We start from the raw sequence: 14,939 nt of genomic DNA, 5'->3' as shown, positions 1-14,939 counted from the left end.
AACAACCAGGATCACGCGATGATGACCGCGATGCTGACGGTGCGCAACATCCAGGCGGGGGCCCGGATCCACGACATCTGGAGCGTCAACGAGGACGCGGAATATCACGAAGCGGGGAACGAGGGCGAGCAGGCGGGGATTGCCGCGGCGCTAGGGAGCGTGCGCAGGATACCTGAACGCCTACCGAATACCCTGCCGGAAGACATGAAGGCTGCATGATGAGGCCCCGTCGAGCGGCCGAGCCGGCGGCGCTTGCGCGCCCGGAGTTTCGGCCATGATCACCTTGGCAGATCGCGTTTCGTCTACGGCGTTCGTGCACCTCCTCTGCGGTTACACAAGCCGCATCGTCGATGCGCTCGACCAGCAACTGGCCCGTGACAGGATCTGGACCAGTACGGTAGCCCTGATAATCGTTTTGCAACTTTCGTTGATATTCGGGCATCGGCCCTGGCTCGACGAATGGCAGGCCCTGCAGCTCGCGTTACAATCGCCGACATTGGCCGACCTATTTCGTAATCTACGCTATGAGGGGCACCCGCCGCTCTGGTACTTGATGCTGCGCGCAGGGGGCGCGCTGGTCGGCCCGTACAACGCATTGCCGGTCACCGCCGCGATGTTGGCGATCGCGACCCAGATGGTCATCGCGTTTGCCTGCCCCTTTTCGCGCGCAGAGCGGGTGTTGCTCGCCACCGGCACCTTCGTGCTGTTCGAGTTCCTGACGCTGTCGCGCAGCCTGACCCTAGGGGTCGCAGTATTGGTCTTTGCCATGGCGCTATGGCGACATCGGTCGGTCTGGCTGATGATCGCACTGCTGCCCATGTGTGATTTCCTGTTCGGCGCGCTGTCCGGCATCCTGCTCGTCTTGCAATGGCGCGATGGGCGGCTGTGGCGGCCCGGGGTTGCGCTGTGGTTGGCAAGCGGCGTGATGGCTGGCTGGTCGGTGATGCCCGCACCCGACATGATCCCCGCCCTGGAACATAAAACCTTGCTGGTCAGCCTTGCCGATTATCTGGCAAGCATCGGCCTGCTGGCAGTGCCGCTGCAATGGGGAGAGCACGGTCCGACGTGGAATGGCGGCGTGCCGTTCAGCCTAGGCGGGTTCGCAGGCATCCTCTTCCTGCTGTTCGCCGCCACGCAGTTGCGAAACGATTGGCTGGCACGCGCGCTGTTCTGGGGGTTCGTGGCGTTGACGCTGGGATTTTCGGTGACGGTGTATCCGCTGCCGAGCCGGCATCTGATGCTGATCGCTTTGCTTCTTATTCTCCTGACATGGCGCGGTGCGGCGGACCAGACCATCAAACCATCCGCAGGATTTCGAAGCTGGCTGGCGGTCGGTTCGGCATGCGGGCTATTCGTAGCAGCGTGGAATTTCGTCGTGCCGTTCGATACGGCGGATGCTGCAGGTCGGGCCATCGTCAGCCGCGGCCTTGGCGACAAGCATTGGATGGTCTTTCCGGACTCCCGCGCGCAGGGCGTCAGCGCGTTGACCGGGATCGCGTTCGAACGCACCGAAGCGCGTTGCATGCAGGACTTTATCCACTGGAATTTCCGATCGGCATTGCGCGACCCGAAGCGATTGACGACGTATCTTCGGCACGAGGTCGCGACGCGCGGCCGCTTCTATCTGCTGAGCGACCTACCCTTGTCGCCAACGGTTCCGCGCGACCTCCTGCTACCGATCACCTATATCCCGGCAGGCTATGACGCGTTTGCCTATTATCTCTTTGTCGTTGGTCCTGATCGTCCCGAAGTCGCCAAAAACACACGCTTTTGCGTCCCAAATCAAAGGCCTTTGCGCGGCGATACCGCAAGGTAGCAACGACGACGGCAAGAACGATGCTGCCGTTGTGCACCTCGATCCCCGTTCCGCCTCCGCTCGAACTTACCGCGATGCAGGTGCCGTCAGACATCCGCAAATATCCCGTCGGTCTCACCGGACACAGCACCAGGCCCCCAAGCTTGGCGCCGGACGAGGATGGTGACAGCGAGACAGCGATGGTCGGCAGAGAAACTGTAGGGCATCAGTCGTAACGGGTGGCCCCGTGCGGCAGATCCTTCAGTCTGTCGACCATGAGATCGATACGGCGACAGCGCCCGTACCGGCGCTTCTGCACGATTGACGCGTTCGACCCGGGATCGCTGACCTGAAATGCGGGACTCGATGCCCTTGGCCTACAGGACAATCAACGGCGACAAACCGGTCGCGTCCGCCGAAAGCCAAACCGCAAGCGGCAATGCGGCGGACACCGGAGCGGTTTTTGGGATCGCGACCGATGGAACAACAGATTGTGGCGGTGCTGTCAGTCTAACGCGAACCGCTCTCCACACGATGCAGGTCGGGCTTTGAGCGTGGCGGCCTAGCTCGCGAGGATCTGCCACTCCACCAAGGCGGCGGAGCGTCGGTCCTTGTAGGTCTGGCGGTCGACGAGGTGGCGTTCGAGATTGAAGTGGTTGTGGACATTGGCGTGAATCGAGGCGAACTTTTGCAGGGTCTTCATTCGCCTGAAACGCAGCATCGCGCGCTCCCTTCGCCGGAACGGCAGGTGGCTGTTCTCAACCCGGTTATTGGCCCAGCGTCCAACCTCCTGCTTAGCGGCATTGCCCAGTTCCTTCATCGCCGCACCGTATGAGCGCAGTCCGTCGGTAGTGATAGTCTCGGGCCTACCATGACGCTTCAGTGCCTTCTTCATGAAAGTGAACGCTGCATCCTTGTCCCTACTCTTGGTGATGTAGCTTTCGAGGATCTCGCCTTCATGATCGACCGCCCGCCAGAGGTACACCATCTCGCCGTTCAGCTTCACGTACATCTCGTCGAGGTGCCAGCGCCACTGGCGGAAGCCCCGCATGGCGCTTACCCGCTGCCGGCGGATATCGCCGGCGAACATCGGGCCGAACCTGTTCCACCACATGCGCACCGTCTCATGACAGACGTCGATACCGCGCTCGAACAGCAGGTCCTCGACGTTGCGCAGCGAAAGCGGAAATCGCACATACATCATGACCACGAGCCGGATCACCTCCGACGACGAATTAAAACGGCGGAACGGGCTAGGCGGCAGTGCCCTCGATTTTCGGCTCATCCACGGTCGGTATCATCCCACCGCCCCGCCTGCCACGTTGGTCTGACAAAGCCTTACGTACCGCTTCGGGATCCCCGGTGCGGGGAAAGCGGCGATCGGCAAGCGCTCCCATCGCGAGTTGACCAACAAGATCGCTTCGGTCTTTCTGTGTCACCAGCCACTGGCCGAACGCCGGCTTCGGTTCCTGCTGGTAGTCATCGTAATTGGCCATGATCGTGTCCTTCGAATCGTTGGACCGCTCATCGCATCGGATTGATGTTCCTGCAATGTTCTTGCGAATCAATCGGGAACGCGCCTAGCTATGGGAATGCCGCTCGCGGCGACTCGACATTCATGGAGCAACGAAATGCAGCAGGATCTGCGGCTGAGAGCGGCTGCCCGCGCGATATACGACAACGTCTATCCGGCTGTGCACCCCGCCCCGTTCAGCTTCGACGAGGCCGAACGGTTCGGGACCGTGCAGTACCGGCAAGCCGTCGGCGTCGCGCAGGACGCATGGTCCGTCCTTGCTGTGCAGCACGACCAGCTCCTCGTCGCCGCGATCCTATAGGTCATGCTCTCAACCAACCTGGGCCGCCCGGTCGTTGTCCCGCTGCACCGTCGTGACGACGCGCTGCGACTGCACGACGTCCCGTTCGAACTGGTGCCGTGTGAGGTGCCTTTTTTCCTGGTCCACACGCCGGCAGGGTTCCCGTCGCCTGCGCAGGACGACATGCAGGAGCCGATCGACTTGAGCGCGTGGCTGATCGAGCATCCAGCCGCCAGCTACGTCATGCGCGTAGAGGGGCGGTCCATGGCGGGTGCCGGAATCATCGACGGCGATCTGCTCGTGGTGAACCGGGCCAAGGCGCCGAGGACTGGTGCCATCGTCGTCGCACTGGTGCACGGCGAGCGGACCCTGAAGCGTTTGCGCTTCGTCGACGGCCGTCACTGGCTTGTCCCCGAGGCCGAAGGGTTCGCGGACATTCTGGTCGACGAGCATGTCGAGATATGGGGCACGGTCGTCGGCGTCGCGCGCAAGATGGCATGAGCACCCCGATCGCCCTGATCGACTGCAACAACTATTATGTCTCGTGCGAGCGCGCCTTCGACGCCAGCCTGGTCGGCGTGCCGGTGATTGTCCTGTCGAATAACGACGGCTGTGCGATCGCACGATCGGCGGAAGCCAAGGCGCTCGGGATCAAGATGGGCGATCCGATCCACCACCTGCGCGACAAAGTGAAACAGCACGGCATCCACGTGCGGTCGTCGAACTACGCGCTCTACGGTGACATGCAGCGCCGCGTTATCGCCGCCTGCGAGCCCTTCGCCCGTGACTTCGAGATCTACTCGATCGACGAGACGTTTCTGGATCTGGCGGGATTCGAGAGCCGTGATCTTATCGCCCACGCCAAAGCGATGCGTGCGCAGGTCCAGCTATGGACGACGATCCCCACCTGCGTCGGCATCGCGGAGACGAAGACCCTGGCGAAACTGGCGAACGCTGCAGCCAAGAAGAACCCGCAGTTCGACGGGGTGGCCGATCTTCGTGACGACGACGTGCGGCGCGATGTGATGCACACTTTCGCGGTTGGTGACGTGTGGGGCGTTGGCGGTGCGACTGCACGCAAGCTGACCGACCTGGGGATCGACACCGCTGGCGCGCTACGAGACATGCCTATGAAGCAGGCTCGAGCCGTCGGTACCGTTGTGCTCGAGCGGCTGGTGGCCGAGCTGCGCGGCGTTCCCTCTAACGCGGTCGAGGCTGTCGAGCCGCAGCGGAAAGGCATGGCTGTCACTCGGTCGTTCGGGACGCCGATATGTGACTTCGAGCGGATGATGGGCGCACTGTCGCAATACGCGCTCCGGGCTGGCGAGAAGTTGCGATCGCACGGGTTGGTCGCGGCCCGGCTGACCGCGTTCTTCCACACGAACAAGCACAAGCCCGACCGGCCTCAGTATGGCGCATCGCGCATGGTGACGCTGCACCCGATGACGAACGACAGCCTCCAGCTGATCGCGGCGGCCAGGCGCGGTGCCGAGAAGGCATGGCGCGATGGTTACGCCTACACGAAAGCGGGCATCATGCTCGACGATCTGCTTCCCGAGGACGAGCGGCCGCGCACGCTATTTGAGGAGGATACAGCCAAGCGGGACCGGCTGATGGGCGCCCTCGATGCGATCAACGGAAGGTTCGGCACGTGGACAGCGGTGACGGCATCCCAGGGATTCAAGCGCGAGTGGAAGATGCGGTCGGAGATGCGGTCGCCGGCCTGGACGACTAACATCTCCGATGTGCCGACAGTTCGCGCTTAGTCCGTGGAACCGGGATGTCCGAAATGGGAAGGAAAGCGGACATTCGCGGGATCCGATGATCGGGGTCCGCTATAAATAGAAGCGGACCCGTGTCGGACAAATCAGGCAGGAAAATGAATTCCGCACAATTTGTTGCCGTCGGGGTCACGAAAATAGGCCAGCTCGATGGTGCCCATGGAGGCAGTTTCGCGCGGGCCGGGCGGAGCTTCGATCGATGTCCCGCCAGCGGCAACGGCGGCATCGTGAAGCTGCTTCACCTGTTCGGGCGAGTCGCAGGAAAAGGCGACGGTGCTGCCGTTGGCGACGCTTGCCGGTTCGTCGTTGATCGGCTGGCTAACGATAAAGTTAGTTCCGTCGCCGTTATTGTAGATCAGACGTGTATGGCCGCTGTCGGCGATATTTCGCGTCCCTTCCCCTGCACCCAAGGTGCCGAGCACCGTGTCGTAGAAGCGCTTGGACCGTTCAATGTCATTGGATCCGACCATGGTGTGAAAAAGCACAGGCACTCTCCTGAAGGCTGATCGACTTCCGATCGCTATTAGCAGTCTCACCTAGCCGGCGGGTAACCTGCAGTCACCCCGGCCCGTGGAATGTCCGCTATTGGGCGTTTTCAGACGTTAGCTCATCAGCCTTACTTCTGGTTCGCGCCGCTTACCCCGCGAGACGACCCTTTCGATGTTCGGGCTCGTCGCCGAGCGTGGGGCTTGACCGACGCGCCCTGTTACACACCGGGGGGAATGCAACGTACAGAACATGCCACACCATTGGACGAAAGACTAATGGCCCCAAGTAGGTGAAGCGTACAGCAGCGCACACAACTTCATCCGGCTGTCATGCCGACGCCATGCACGAGTAGGCATGGCCATTAGGCAACTAAATCACTGGACCGGCAATGACTGAGACACAGGGCGATCTGCTCGGTAGTGCGATCGTGCTACTCAGTACCGCACTTCTGCTCGTTGCAGTGCACCGTGCGAGCTCGTCGCCCCAACAACCGAATGTCAGGTGGCTGGTCGTGACCAGCATCTTTCTATCCATTGTCGGCGTCGCGACAGTAATCCTGACTTAACGATGCGCGTCACGTGGCGCACCTTTCCGTCCGTCGCGGCATAGACAGCGGATAGGCTCACGCTGTCTCAGCCTACCCGCTGACGCGTCGGAAACACCGGCCCCCGCACCGTCATTCGATCCGCCGGATATGCCCGCTGCAGCGCGAGCACGTCGTCATAGCTGCCGGTCAGCCAGCGCTCATGATCGTCCGGCCGCAGGATCGTGATCATCGCCTTCGGATGTATCGGCGCCACCAGCTCGTTCGCGTCGCACGTCACCATCGCGAAGTATCGCTGTTCGCCGACCTGCCGCCAGAAACCAGCGATTGCGAACAAGGGCTGGTCGTTAACTCCAAACCACATCTCCCCCTTGATCGGCTTCTTGCCATCGCCGAGGTCGGTGGGCTCGCGGGCCCATTCGCAGAACTCCGTCAGCGGGACCAGGCAGCGGTTCGCTGGGTCGGTAACGAGCGAGCGCCATTGCGGGAGGTGAAGAGTGCGGACATTGGTCTGCGCGACCTTGCGGCCGGCTTGCTTCGCCTGCCCCGCCAAGACGTCCCACTCCATCACGTCGATCGCGCGGCGGTCGCCCTCGTTCCGGACGACGTACGCCCGCCCGAACGGGCGCAGTTCCTTCGGGTCGAACCTGTTGTCCATCGGCTTATCAGCAAGCCATTCCGCACCGAACCGTTCAGTGATGGTTTCCGGCTCGCCGTCGAACCGGGCGCGATTACACATCGATCAGATCCCGAGACTGCGACGCTTGATCTCGCCAAGCAGCGCTTCGGCTACCGGGTGACCCACTTCGCCGCCCGACTTCTCGTAGGCGCTGGTCAGATCCGCGTCCGATGCATCGTTCAGCAGGCCCCTGACTTCGGCGCTGAACTCGTCGACTTCCCCGGCCGCTGCGTCCGCAGCGTCGTCGCTGGTGATCGCGGGCTCGTCGCCGGGTGCGGGCGCATGTGCCATCACGGCATCCTGCTTGAACATGTCGAAGGCGTCCGCCGCTTCGTTGCGTTCCTCCAGGGCGATCTCGAGGCGGGTGAACAGGTCGAGCGACGGTGCGGTGTTTTCCATCGCGGAAGCGTAAGCCCGGTTCGTCACTCCGCGCAATATGCCGCAGCTGCACGTCGATGGTTCAGCTGTTGATCCGCCCGACTGCGGCGCCGATCGCGATCACGGAAACGATGATCGCCCAGCCCTCCCAGGTTCGAGGCGTCCACCCGATGCCTACCACCTTGGGCTGAAACCATTCTCGAGGGTGGTTCATGACGGCTCCGATACTGGCGAGACCAATCGGCTGCGCCTTTCGCTTCCCCGCGCCGACCAATACATGTCACGAACGGAGGACGCCAGCATGCCCGCGGACATCATGAAGGTAGACGACCAAGCCAAGATCGACCTGTTTCAAGAGATTATGCCCATCGTGATGCAGTACCTGGCGGCAAATTCGGCCAACCAGGAGCTTATCGCCGACGACATCATCGACTTCTTCGCGCTTTCGATCGCGTCGGTGATCCAGAACGATACTAACCTGACGACCCCGCAGTTGCAGCGCAAAGGCGTCGAGGCGGCAGGCAAGCACATCGCGCATTGGGTCCGCCTGTTGAAGCTCGATCACGAACAGCGCGGCGCGTCGCTGCTGGCGATGACGATGGGGGCGGTCGCGACGGATGCGACGCAGCAATAGCCGAGTGTGCACCACGGAATAACGGTTAATGGGGCCTGCTACTTATAAGCACGAATTAAAACCATTCCGGCCCCGTTTCGATTATCCTTCGATCACAATGTAGATTCGGTGGGGGGGCAATATGCCGCTGTGGAACGAGAACGCGGTCGCTGTCGAACGCCGGCAGGGTGAAACTGTCATACTCGGCGAGGGCACACTCGCAGCACTAGTTGCCGGGCTTCGAACCCTCCGGCCTGGCGCGTTGAATGGGGTGCGGGTTTCGATGCCGGACCGGCGAGTTCCCCCGTTCATCTTAGAAGGCCAAGGTCTCGTCGAGCTGTTGAAAGACCCGCGGCGACCAGAGGCGCTGCCGACGAAGCTCCCCGCGCCGTCGGTCGAGTAGCCTATCGGTTGCCTGGCAAATGCGTCTTGATCTCGTCGGGCGCCTCGCGATCAAGCGTTATTGCAGCGATGTTATCGAGTTGCGCTAGCAGGTCGGCAAATCCGTCGTTTTCGTCGTCATCATCGGTGACTGAAAACAGCCGGTGAAACCCAGCGCCGAGAACGTCCAGATCCCGCTGGGTCAGCAGGCCTACCGCTACAATCCGATCTTTCGTCAACGTCGCTCTCCCGGCGTGGATGGGGGCAACGACCGATCGAATGATAAGTGTCCCAAGTGTCTGGGTCATGCTGGATTGACGGGCGCCATCGATCAACGCAGTTTCTCGCCGCCCGGTCCTCGGGCAGGAGAATGCCAGATGCGTAAACTGCTGTTCGCTGCCGCCTCGCTATGCCTGCTCGTCGGGGCGCCCTCCATGGCTGCACCGTGTAAGGACGCCAAAGGCCGCTTTACGAAGTGTCCGAAGGCACCGACCAAAACGGTCCGATGCAAGAGCGCGAATGGCAAGTTCGCGAAGTGCGGCACGGCTGGCGCCAAGCCAGTCTGACCATGAAGGCGCGGGTCTCGCACCCGCGCCCAAGGACATGCCCGATGGTTACTGCGTCGCCGCCGCTTGGGCTGGCGGGCTGATATACCCCGTTAGAATATCGCCAGCCTTGAAGTGCGCGTTGCCGCCTTTCATTAGCAGGCCGAGAAGCCCGAAGCTGAAAACGCCGATCACGACGCCTGCGGTATTGGCTTTACCCTCGGTTCCCTGCGAGCCTGAGATGGGCAAGGGGCCGCTGGGCAGATCGATATACAACAGCTTGGCTGCGAGCCGCCCCTTGTTCCCGGCCGCCCCGGTACCGTTCACGTATGTCACCTCGCCCCATGCGGTTGCTCCCACAGGGACAGCAACAACTCCATTCGTCATGACTGGGGCGTTGACGCGCAACTTGAACCGGTCGCCTTCCTTGGCGCTTCGGCTATCGACTTCTTTGGTGACCATCAGTTCGACCGGGGTGCCGCCCAAGACAGGGGCTGGTCTGCCCGGCGACGTCGTCTGGGCGGTAGCCGCCGAATTACCGATCACGGGCGCAACACCAAGGACGACACTCACAACCGAATCGATTGACCGACTGATCACGGCTTCGCGATAGCAGGTGCGATCTCACCTGGAGCCAGAAACTTGATCGCGGTCCCGGTCGCGTTTGCCTTACCCCAGCTCACGGCTGTTACATGGGCGTCGCCATAGCTTGCCTTGATCACGGCATCGGCGCCGAGCTTCTGGCCGGCGCTGCCCCCTCGTCTCTGGTCTTTGTGATGTAGCTTTCGAGGATCTCACCCTCCTGATCGACCGCTCGCCAGAGGTACACCATCTCGCCGTTCAGCTTCACGTACATCGCGTCAAGGTGCCAGCGCCAGTGGCGGAAGCCCCGCATTCGGCTTACCCGCTGCCGCCGGATGTCGCCGGCGAACATCGGGCCGAACCTGTTCCACCACATCCGCACCGTCTCGTGACAGATGTCGATACCGCGCTCGAACAGCAGGTCCTCGACGTTGCGCAAGGATAGCGGGAAGCGCACGTACATCATGAACACGAGCCGGATCACCTCCGGCGACGAGTTGAAACGGCGGAACGGGCTAGGCGGCAGTGCCCGCGATTTTCGGCTCATCCATCGCCGGTATCATCCCCCCGCCCCGCCTGCCACGTTGGTCTGACAAAACCGAGCAGGGCTATTCGCGGCTCGGTAGAAGTATCGGGCGCCGGCCCACCAGTCTTCGCCGGACTGGTCGACGCCCTGTCCAACCACTTCTGCTGCACTGCCGACCGGATCACCTCCGGCGACGAGTTGAAACGACGGAACGGGCAAAGCGGTAGTGCCCTCGATTTGCGGCTCATCCACCGCCGGTATCATCCCCATACCCCGCCTACCACGTTAGTCTGACAAAGCCCTTAGGCCCAATGGAGATCATTTATGAGAACAGATGTTGGAAACGGCTTAGGCAACGTCCGAGCACTGCCTTAGTTGGCATCGAGGGAGGTAGCGTCAACTATGGCTCGGAACTGGTTCATGATTTCAGGATGCCTCGACATAATATAGCTAGCGACTTTATTGTTGCCGATCAGCCGCTTCAGGTACCGCGACGACAGCACGAGTTCGAGAACGTCGTCGCCGAAATTGGAGTCTCGGGCGCGGAAATCGGCATTGAGCGTTTCGAGTTCACGTTCCATTCGCGCCATCTGTTCCGGCGTGACTCCGAGTATCTTCTTCGGCTGATCGGGTTTGGCGAGATCACACTGACGAGTCGCGGCCAAGATAGCTCGAGCGTAGCTGGCAGTGAAGTTATTCATCGCCGCCATCATCTCGGCCGCGGCAAACTGCTTCTCCGGCTTCAGCTTGCGGAGGATGTCGAAGACGACCGCGTTGACGTGCTTGTCCTTGAGTATCTCGACGGTATCGGAGGATATTCTGTCGAGCATGGTCCGTCGGCGGGCGACCAGCGTCTCGTCCATGCCCAGCGCCGCTGCGATCATGGCGGCCGGTACGCCGCGATCAAGGGCACGCGTAATCATGTAGTGCTCCTGCACCGTAGCCAGACGATTCACCCGCTTGTTGTAGGTGAAGGCTTCGTCGTCGTCAGCGACGATGCACGGAGCCGACTCCACGGACGCTTCGCGGAGCGCATTTAGACGAAGATGGCCATCGAGCAGCATGTGCCGTCCGTTCCTATCGGCAACCGTGACGGCCAGTGGCTCGACGATGCCGATCTCACGCACCGATGTCGCGATGCGGACATAGCGCTTCGACTCGACTATGCGGACCGTCATGGGGCGGACCGGCAGGATCGCGTCAAGTCGAAGGTCCAACACCTCGCGAGCGAACGATATCCGGATCGGATCTGTCACGTCGGGTCCCCGGCGATGCCTAGGCGTTGAGCAACAGGATGAGGGAGGCTGGCCAACCCTTCGGCTCGAAGAAGCGTGACAAAATGCTCGTCCGCCAGCAGCTTGCCCATCGCGCCGACGATGAACGTGAGACGTCCTTCCGTCAGCGTTGCCTTCTTCACCAGAAGCCGCTGGCGCTCGACCTCCTTTTGGTAGGCGCGGACGAGCGCAGCGGCGGTTGTGGGCTGGCTGCGTTTCGGTCCGCTTCGAACGGATTTGATGCCTTTGCCGATCAGGTTCCGCTGATCGACGATCCTCCGGATCGCGAGTACCTGAGCGCCCGGTAACGAACCCGCTTCGTACGCCTCCGTAAGGGCCCGCTGCACCTGCGCGTCGTCGGCACGGGCGATCTCGGCGGCGATGGTGTGTGGAATGACACCACGTTCAACGGAGTCCAGCAGCCGTTCCTCGCCTTTCTCAAGCAGGAAGTTGATCGTCCAGACGTACTCGGGGCTGAAGCCCACCTTCCGCGCTATCTCCGTATGGCTGTAGCCGCGCTGCCGCAGCACGCCCACTTCGCGGATCAGCTCGAGCGGGGACAGGTTGCGGCGCGCCATGTTTTCGACGAGACTCATCACGTAGCATTCGTCGCGCGTGGCTTCGATGACGATGGCTGGGATCGTGGTCGCGCCCAACTTGACGAATGCCTCCATGCGACCTTGCCCGCAGATTAGTTCGAAGCCCTGGCCGATTGGGGAACGCCTGACCATGATGGGGCGCTTAAGTCCGACCGCGCGTATGCTTTCGACAAGCTCTTCGAAGACCTTCCGGTTTCGTACCCGGGGGTTCAGCACTTCGATCGACGCGATGGAGATGTCGATTATGTTGGGCGTCACAGAGCGTACTCCACGGCGTGACGGCGCAGCAGGTGGTACAGCGGCGAGAGGTCTTCGGCGCGATAAGCATCGAGCATGATGCCATTGTCCTCTCCCATGCCGAAACGCGGTTCGGCACCGTGATCAATCCACGGAAGGAGATAGTGGTCGCGCACCGTCCTGTTGTCCGGCGCAAGGCGAACAATGACTGTGATGTCGGGCCGCAGACCAGCGTCGAGGCGGACCCGCCAGCGTAGCGATCCAGCGGCGGTCGTCCGGCATCGAGCGATAACGAGCGCGATCGTCACCTCGTGGTTGACGACGAGCAGATCGGTCGTTCCGTCGACCGAGACATGGGCGCCGACCGTTTCGATGCCCAAGACGGTGCTGGCGACCACCTCGGGGTGCATCAGGCGAAGCTGGCGATTAGTCTCGACGTAGCGGAAGTCGCGGTTGGGGGTGTAGCCTATCAGCTGGTACGCCCGCAACAGGCTGCCGAACCGATGTCTATAGGCAGCCGTTGATGGCATCGACTCGACCTCGTCAATGATCATGCCCGACAGGACGCCTTTGGCGGAGAGCAGGTCCGACAGCATGGTCAGGAGATCGGAATCCGAGAAGCGCCGGGCGCGCTCAGCGAGGATCGTCTGCGCGGCTTCGAACAGCCCCGGATCGACGATCGACTCGAACGCACCGATCCTCCGGATCCACATGTCCGAAGGGTTCACCACGCGCTGCTTTTTCAGTTTAAAGGAGACGCGGTTGTAGACGTTGTTCCCGATGTACTTCTCGTTGCTCAGAATCTGCCTGACGACGGAGCGGGTCCATGACTTGCCCAGATCGGTGACGAAGCCTTCACCGTTGAGGGCGGTCGCGATCTCGCGCTCTGACCTATGCTCGAGTACGAACCATCGGTATATCCGGCGCACCGTTTCGATCTCGATGTCCGGTCCCGGCACAAGGATGACGCGGTCCGTCTGGAGGCTCTTCTGTTCGCCGGCTGCGAGGAGCGTCTTTGGTTCGTTGCGCTCGTTCACAAGATGTCGACGCAGGCCGTATCCTGCGGGGCCGCCCTGCCGATAGCCCATAGTGATTAGGCGGCACTGCCCCGCGAAGACCTTCGTGGACAGTTCACGGCTGTATTCGCCGGCCATCATCCGTTTGACGGTCTTGATCACGTTCGCCTGGAAGCTGCCGTCGTTGTCGAACTGCTCCGCGCAGTAGTGGACGTGTATGCCGCGTTCCCGGCAAATGAATTCGTAGTAGGCGCTCTCGTCCGCGTCCTGGAAGCGCCCCCAGCGACTGATGTCGTAGACGAGGATCGCGTCGTAGTCGGCCTTGCCGCCCTGCACGTCGTCGATCAGACGTCTGAGCGCATCGCGTCCGGCTATGTTCAGTCCGCTACGACCTTCGTCCGCATAGGTGCGGACAATTTCGATGCCCCGCCTGGCGGCATATGCCGCGATCGCTTCGGCCTGGTTCTCGGTCGAGTACTTTTGAAGGTCGGTCGACATGCGCACGTACTGAGCGGCCCGCACCAGCTTCATGTCCGGAGGTTCTTCCCGCACCGCTTTTCCTGACGCTTGTCACGGGCGTGTCGCTCCCGTGTCCGACTGACGTCTTTCTATTCGCGGGAGGATGGAATGTCGTTGTCGGATAAGGACCGAAAACTTCGCGCGGGAGACGGAAACAAGTTTCCCATTGATCCGGCCGCAGACACGGTGGCGTCATTCGCCAGTGTCATCGCCGACGCGCTGCGTCGGGATTTCGGAACATCCCCGGCGAAGGTAAAGCATATCGCCCGTCTTACGGGAGCGAACGCGCGGACGGTGCAAAACTGGCTCTACGGGAGGAACGGTCCGAGCGGAGCGGGGCTGGTGGTGCTGATGCGCCATTCGGATGCGGTCACGCAAGCCGTGCTTGAGCTTGCCGATCGGTACGAGGCGCAACACGCCGCGCAGTGCGGCAAGCTCCGCGGCGAACTGCGTTCTCTCATCACGAAGCTGCTCGAGCATCTCGGGCCGGAATGACGAGAATCGCACAACGAGCAGCGAAGTGATGTCCTTGCAATCGCGTCTACCCAACGGATGCGCGAGATCGCGAACGAACGTCGTCGCTTCGGCTATCGACGGCTGGCGATCCTGCTCAAGCGGGAGGGCAAGGGCATGAACCTGAAGAAGGTGTATCCGTCAGGGTCGTTCACCGCTCTAGAGGTGTGACTCTGGGAATAGCTGTCTTGGATGAGGTGAAGTATCGCTCCTCGCGCGGCGCCCCTGGCGTCCTCGTCGAAATCGCCTCTGCCAGTTGTGCACCTCCCCGAGCTGATCACCCCGCGGCAGCGGAAGGTGAAGAAAGAACGAACTTGCCATCCGGGCCTTTCAGCCGTGCCGCAGAAGGGAAAGGTTTCCGGCGCTAACGCCGTTGCGAGACGCGCCGGCTGTCCACGTGCCGCACGGCAGAAGTCTACGTCGCCATGGATCCGCCCTGTCGAGACCCCGAAAGCGAAGCGAGCCCAGTCCAGCACCAGCGCACGCGTGGTAGAGTAGTCGGTCCCTCCCCGCGGGGTCATCGCGTGCAGGAATTGGAGATCGCCATAGTGGCTGTGGCACATGATGCCGGCGTAGACGTCACCCTCGAGGTGGCGGCGGCAGTTGTCGAAGCCGACGTAACGACGAACTTCAGCCCACCGGTTGTCAGCGCCT

General features: G+C 61.8%; 16 protein-coding genes and 3 pseudogenes. 8 read left to right on the top strand and 11 right to left on the bottom strand.

What is annotated here, in order from left to right; translation table 11 throughout:
- Positions 1-219: pseudogene (locus tag ASF00_RS17760) on the top strand (FAD-dependent oxidoreductase); the annotation flags it as partial.
- Between the two features lie 55 nt (positions 220-274).
- A complete protein-coding gene (locus tag ASF00_RS17755) occupies positions 275-1,816 on the top strand; it encodes a hypothetical protein (protein WP_055882664.1) in 1,542 nt (513 codons plus the stop codon).
- A gap of 541 nt (positions 1,817-2,357) precedes the next feature.
- On the opposite strand, the gene ASF00_RS17750 is transcribed toward ASF00_RS17755, so the two are convergent.
- Together ASF00_RS17750 and ASF00_RS17745 are read right to left on the bottom strand one after the other, a co-directional pair.
- Complete coding sequence (locus tag ASF00_RS17750) at positions 2,358-3,080, bottom strand: IS6 family transposase (protein ID WP_055882660.1); 723 nt, start codon at positions 3,078-3,080, stop codon at positions 2,358-2,360.
- The gene (locus ASF00_RS17745; RefSeq protein WP_055882659.1) at positions 3,049-3,291 is read right to left on the bottom strand and encodes a hypothetical protein; all 243 of its coding nucleotides are present in this window, start codon (positions 3,289-3,291) and stop codon (positions 3,049-3,051) included. The genes ASF00_RS17750 and ASF00_RS17745 overlap by 32 nt, the downstream gene beginning before the upstream one ends.
- Before the next feature lie 135 nt (positions 3,292-3,426).
- On the opposite strand from ASF00_RS17745, the gene ASF00_RS17740 reads away from it, so the two are divergent.
- From ASF00_RS17740 to ASF00_RS17730, 3 genes are read left to right on the top strand one after another with little or no spacing between them, the layout of a single operon-like run.
- Positions 3,427-3,630 (top strand): hypothetical protein, encoded by a 204-nt coding sequence (locus tag ASF00_RS17740; RefSeq protein ID WP_055882656.1) that lies wholly within the window; start codon positions 3,427-3,429, stop codon positions 3,628-3,630.
- A 3-nt stretch (positions 3,631-3,633) separates the two neighbouring features.
- A complete protein-coding gene (locus tag ASF00_RS17735; RefSeq protein ID WP_082463539.1) occupies positions 3,634-4,110 on the top strand; it encodes a LexA family protein in 477 nt (158 codons plus the stop codon).
- Positions 4,107-5,375 carry a Y-family DNA polymerase gene (locus tag ASF00_RS17730; RefSeq protein ID WP_055882652.1) on the top strand — a complete coding sequence of 423 codons (1,269 nt, stop codon included), beginning with the start codon at positions 4,107-4,109 and terminating at the stop codon, positions 5,373-5,375. Before ASF00_RS17735 ends, ASF00_RS17730 begins: the two co-directional genes overlap by 4 nt.
- A 101-nt stretch (positions 5,376-5,476) precedes the next feature.
- On the opposite strand, the gene ASF00_RS17725 is transcribed toward ASF00_RS17730, so the two are convergent.
- From ASF00_RS17725 to ASF00_RS17715, 3 genes are all read right to left on the bottom strand, one after another.
- Entirely contained in the window at positions 5,477-5,875 is a 399-nt protein-coding gene (locus tag ASF00_RS17725) for a VOC family protein (protein ID WP_055882649.1), read from the bottom strand.
- 636 nt (positions 5,876-6,511) lie between these two features.
- On the bottom strand, positions 6,512-7,162 hold the full coding sequence (locus ASF00_RS17720) for an SOS response-associated peptidase family protein (RefSeq protein ID WP_055882647.1): 651 nt from the start codon (positions 7,160-7,162) through the stop codon (positions 6,512-6,514).
- Between the two features lie 3 nt (positions 7,163-7,165).
- The gene (locus ASF00_RS17715) at positions 7,166-7,501 is read right to left on the bottom strand and encodes a hypothetical protein (RefSeq protein ID WP_055882645.1); all 336 of its coding nucleotides are present in this window, start codon (positions 7,499-7,501) and stop codon (positions 7,166-7,168) included.
- Positions 7,502-7,538: 37 nt separating this feature from the next.
- On the opposite strand from ASF00_RS17715, the gene ASF00_RS18670 reads away from it, so the two are divergent.
- Entirely contained in the window at positions 7,539-8,114 is a 576-nt protein-coding gene (locus ASF00_RS18670) for a hypothetical protein (protein WP_156348434.1), read from the top strand.
- A 383-nt stretch (positions 8,115-8,497) separates the two neighbouring features.
- On the opposite strand, the gene ASF00_RS17700 is transcribed toward ASF00_RS18670, so the two are convergent.
- The 6 genes and pseudogenes from ASF00_RS17700 to ASF00_RS17675 form a co-directional block, all read right to left on the bottom strand.
- Positions 8,498-8,713 carry a hypothetical protein gene (locus tag ASF00_RS17700; protein WP_156348439.1) on the bottom strand — a complete coding sequence of 72 codons (216 nt, stop codon included), beginning with the start codon at positions 8,711-8,713 and terminating at the stop codon, positions 8,498-8,500.
- A 375-nt stretch (positions 8,714-9,088) separates the two neighbouring features.
- Positions 9,089-9,619, bottom strand: coding sequence for a hypothetical protein (locus ASF00_RS17695; protein WP_055882636.1), 531 nt, complete (start codon positions 9,617-9,619; stop codon positions 9,089-9,091).
- A gap of 148 nt (positions 9,620-9,767) precedes the next feature.
- Positions 9,768-10,148 (bottom strand): annotated as a pseudogene (locus ASF00_RS17690) (IS6 family transposase); the annotation flags it as partial.
- Positions 10,149-10,498: 350 nt separating this feature from the next.
- Complete coding sequence (locus ASF00_RS17685) at positions 10,499-11,383, bottom strand: plasmid partitioning protein RepB C-terminal domain-containing protein (protein ID WP_200910563.1); 885 nt, start codon at positions 11,381-11,383, stop codon at positions 10,499-10,501.
- Positions 11,380-12,258, bottom strand: a complete 879-nt coding sequence (locus ASF00_RS17680) for a plasmid partitioning protein RepB C-terminal domain-containing protein (protein ID WP_055882633.1) — start codon at positions 12,256-12,258, stop codon at positions 11,380-11,382. The genes ASF00_RS17685 and ASF00_RS17680 overlap by 4 nt, the downstream gene beginning before the upstream one ends.
- Positions 12,255-13,805, bottom strand: coding sequence for a recombinase family protein (locus ASF00_RS17675; RefSeq protein ID WP_055882630.1), 1,551 nt, complete (start codon positions 13,803-13,805; stop codon positions 12,255-12,257). Before ASF00_RS17675 ends, ASF00_RS17680 begins: the two co-directional genes overlap by 4 nt.
- 75 nt (positions 13,806-13,880) lie before the next feature.
- Here ASF00_RS17675 and ASF00_RS17670 point away from each other — a divergent pair, with 75 nt between their 5' ends.
- Both ASF00_RS17670 and ASF00_RS18175 read left to right on the top strand, forming a co-directional pair.
- Complete coding sequence (locus ASF00_RS17670) at positions 13,881-14,267, top strand: hypothetical protein (RefSeq protein WP_055882627.1); 387 nt, start codon at positions 13,881-13,883, stop codon at positions 14,265-14,267.
- Between the two features lie 54 nt (positions 14,268-14,321).
- A pseudogene (locus ASF00_RS18175) lies at positions 14,322-14,423 on the top strand (hypothetical protein); the annotation flags it as partial.
- Positions 14,424-14,939: the final 516 nt, after the last annotated feature.

Source organism: Sphingomonas sp. Leaf34, from assembly GCF_001421805.1.
Lineage (GTDB): Bacteria > Pseudomonadota > Alphaproteobacteria > Sphingomonadales > Sphingomonadaceae > Sphingomonas.
This window is presented reverse-complemented; position numbering and strand designations above follow the sequence as displayed.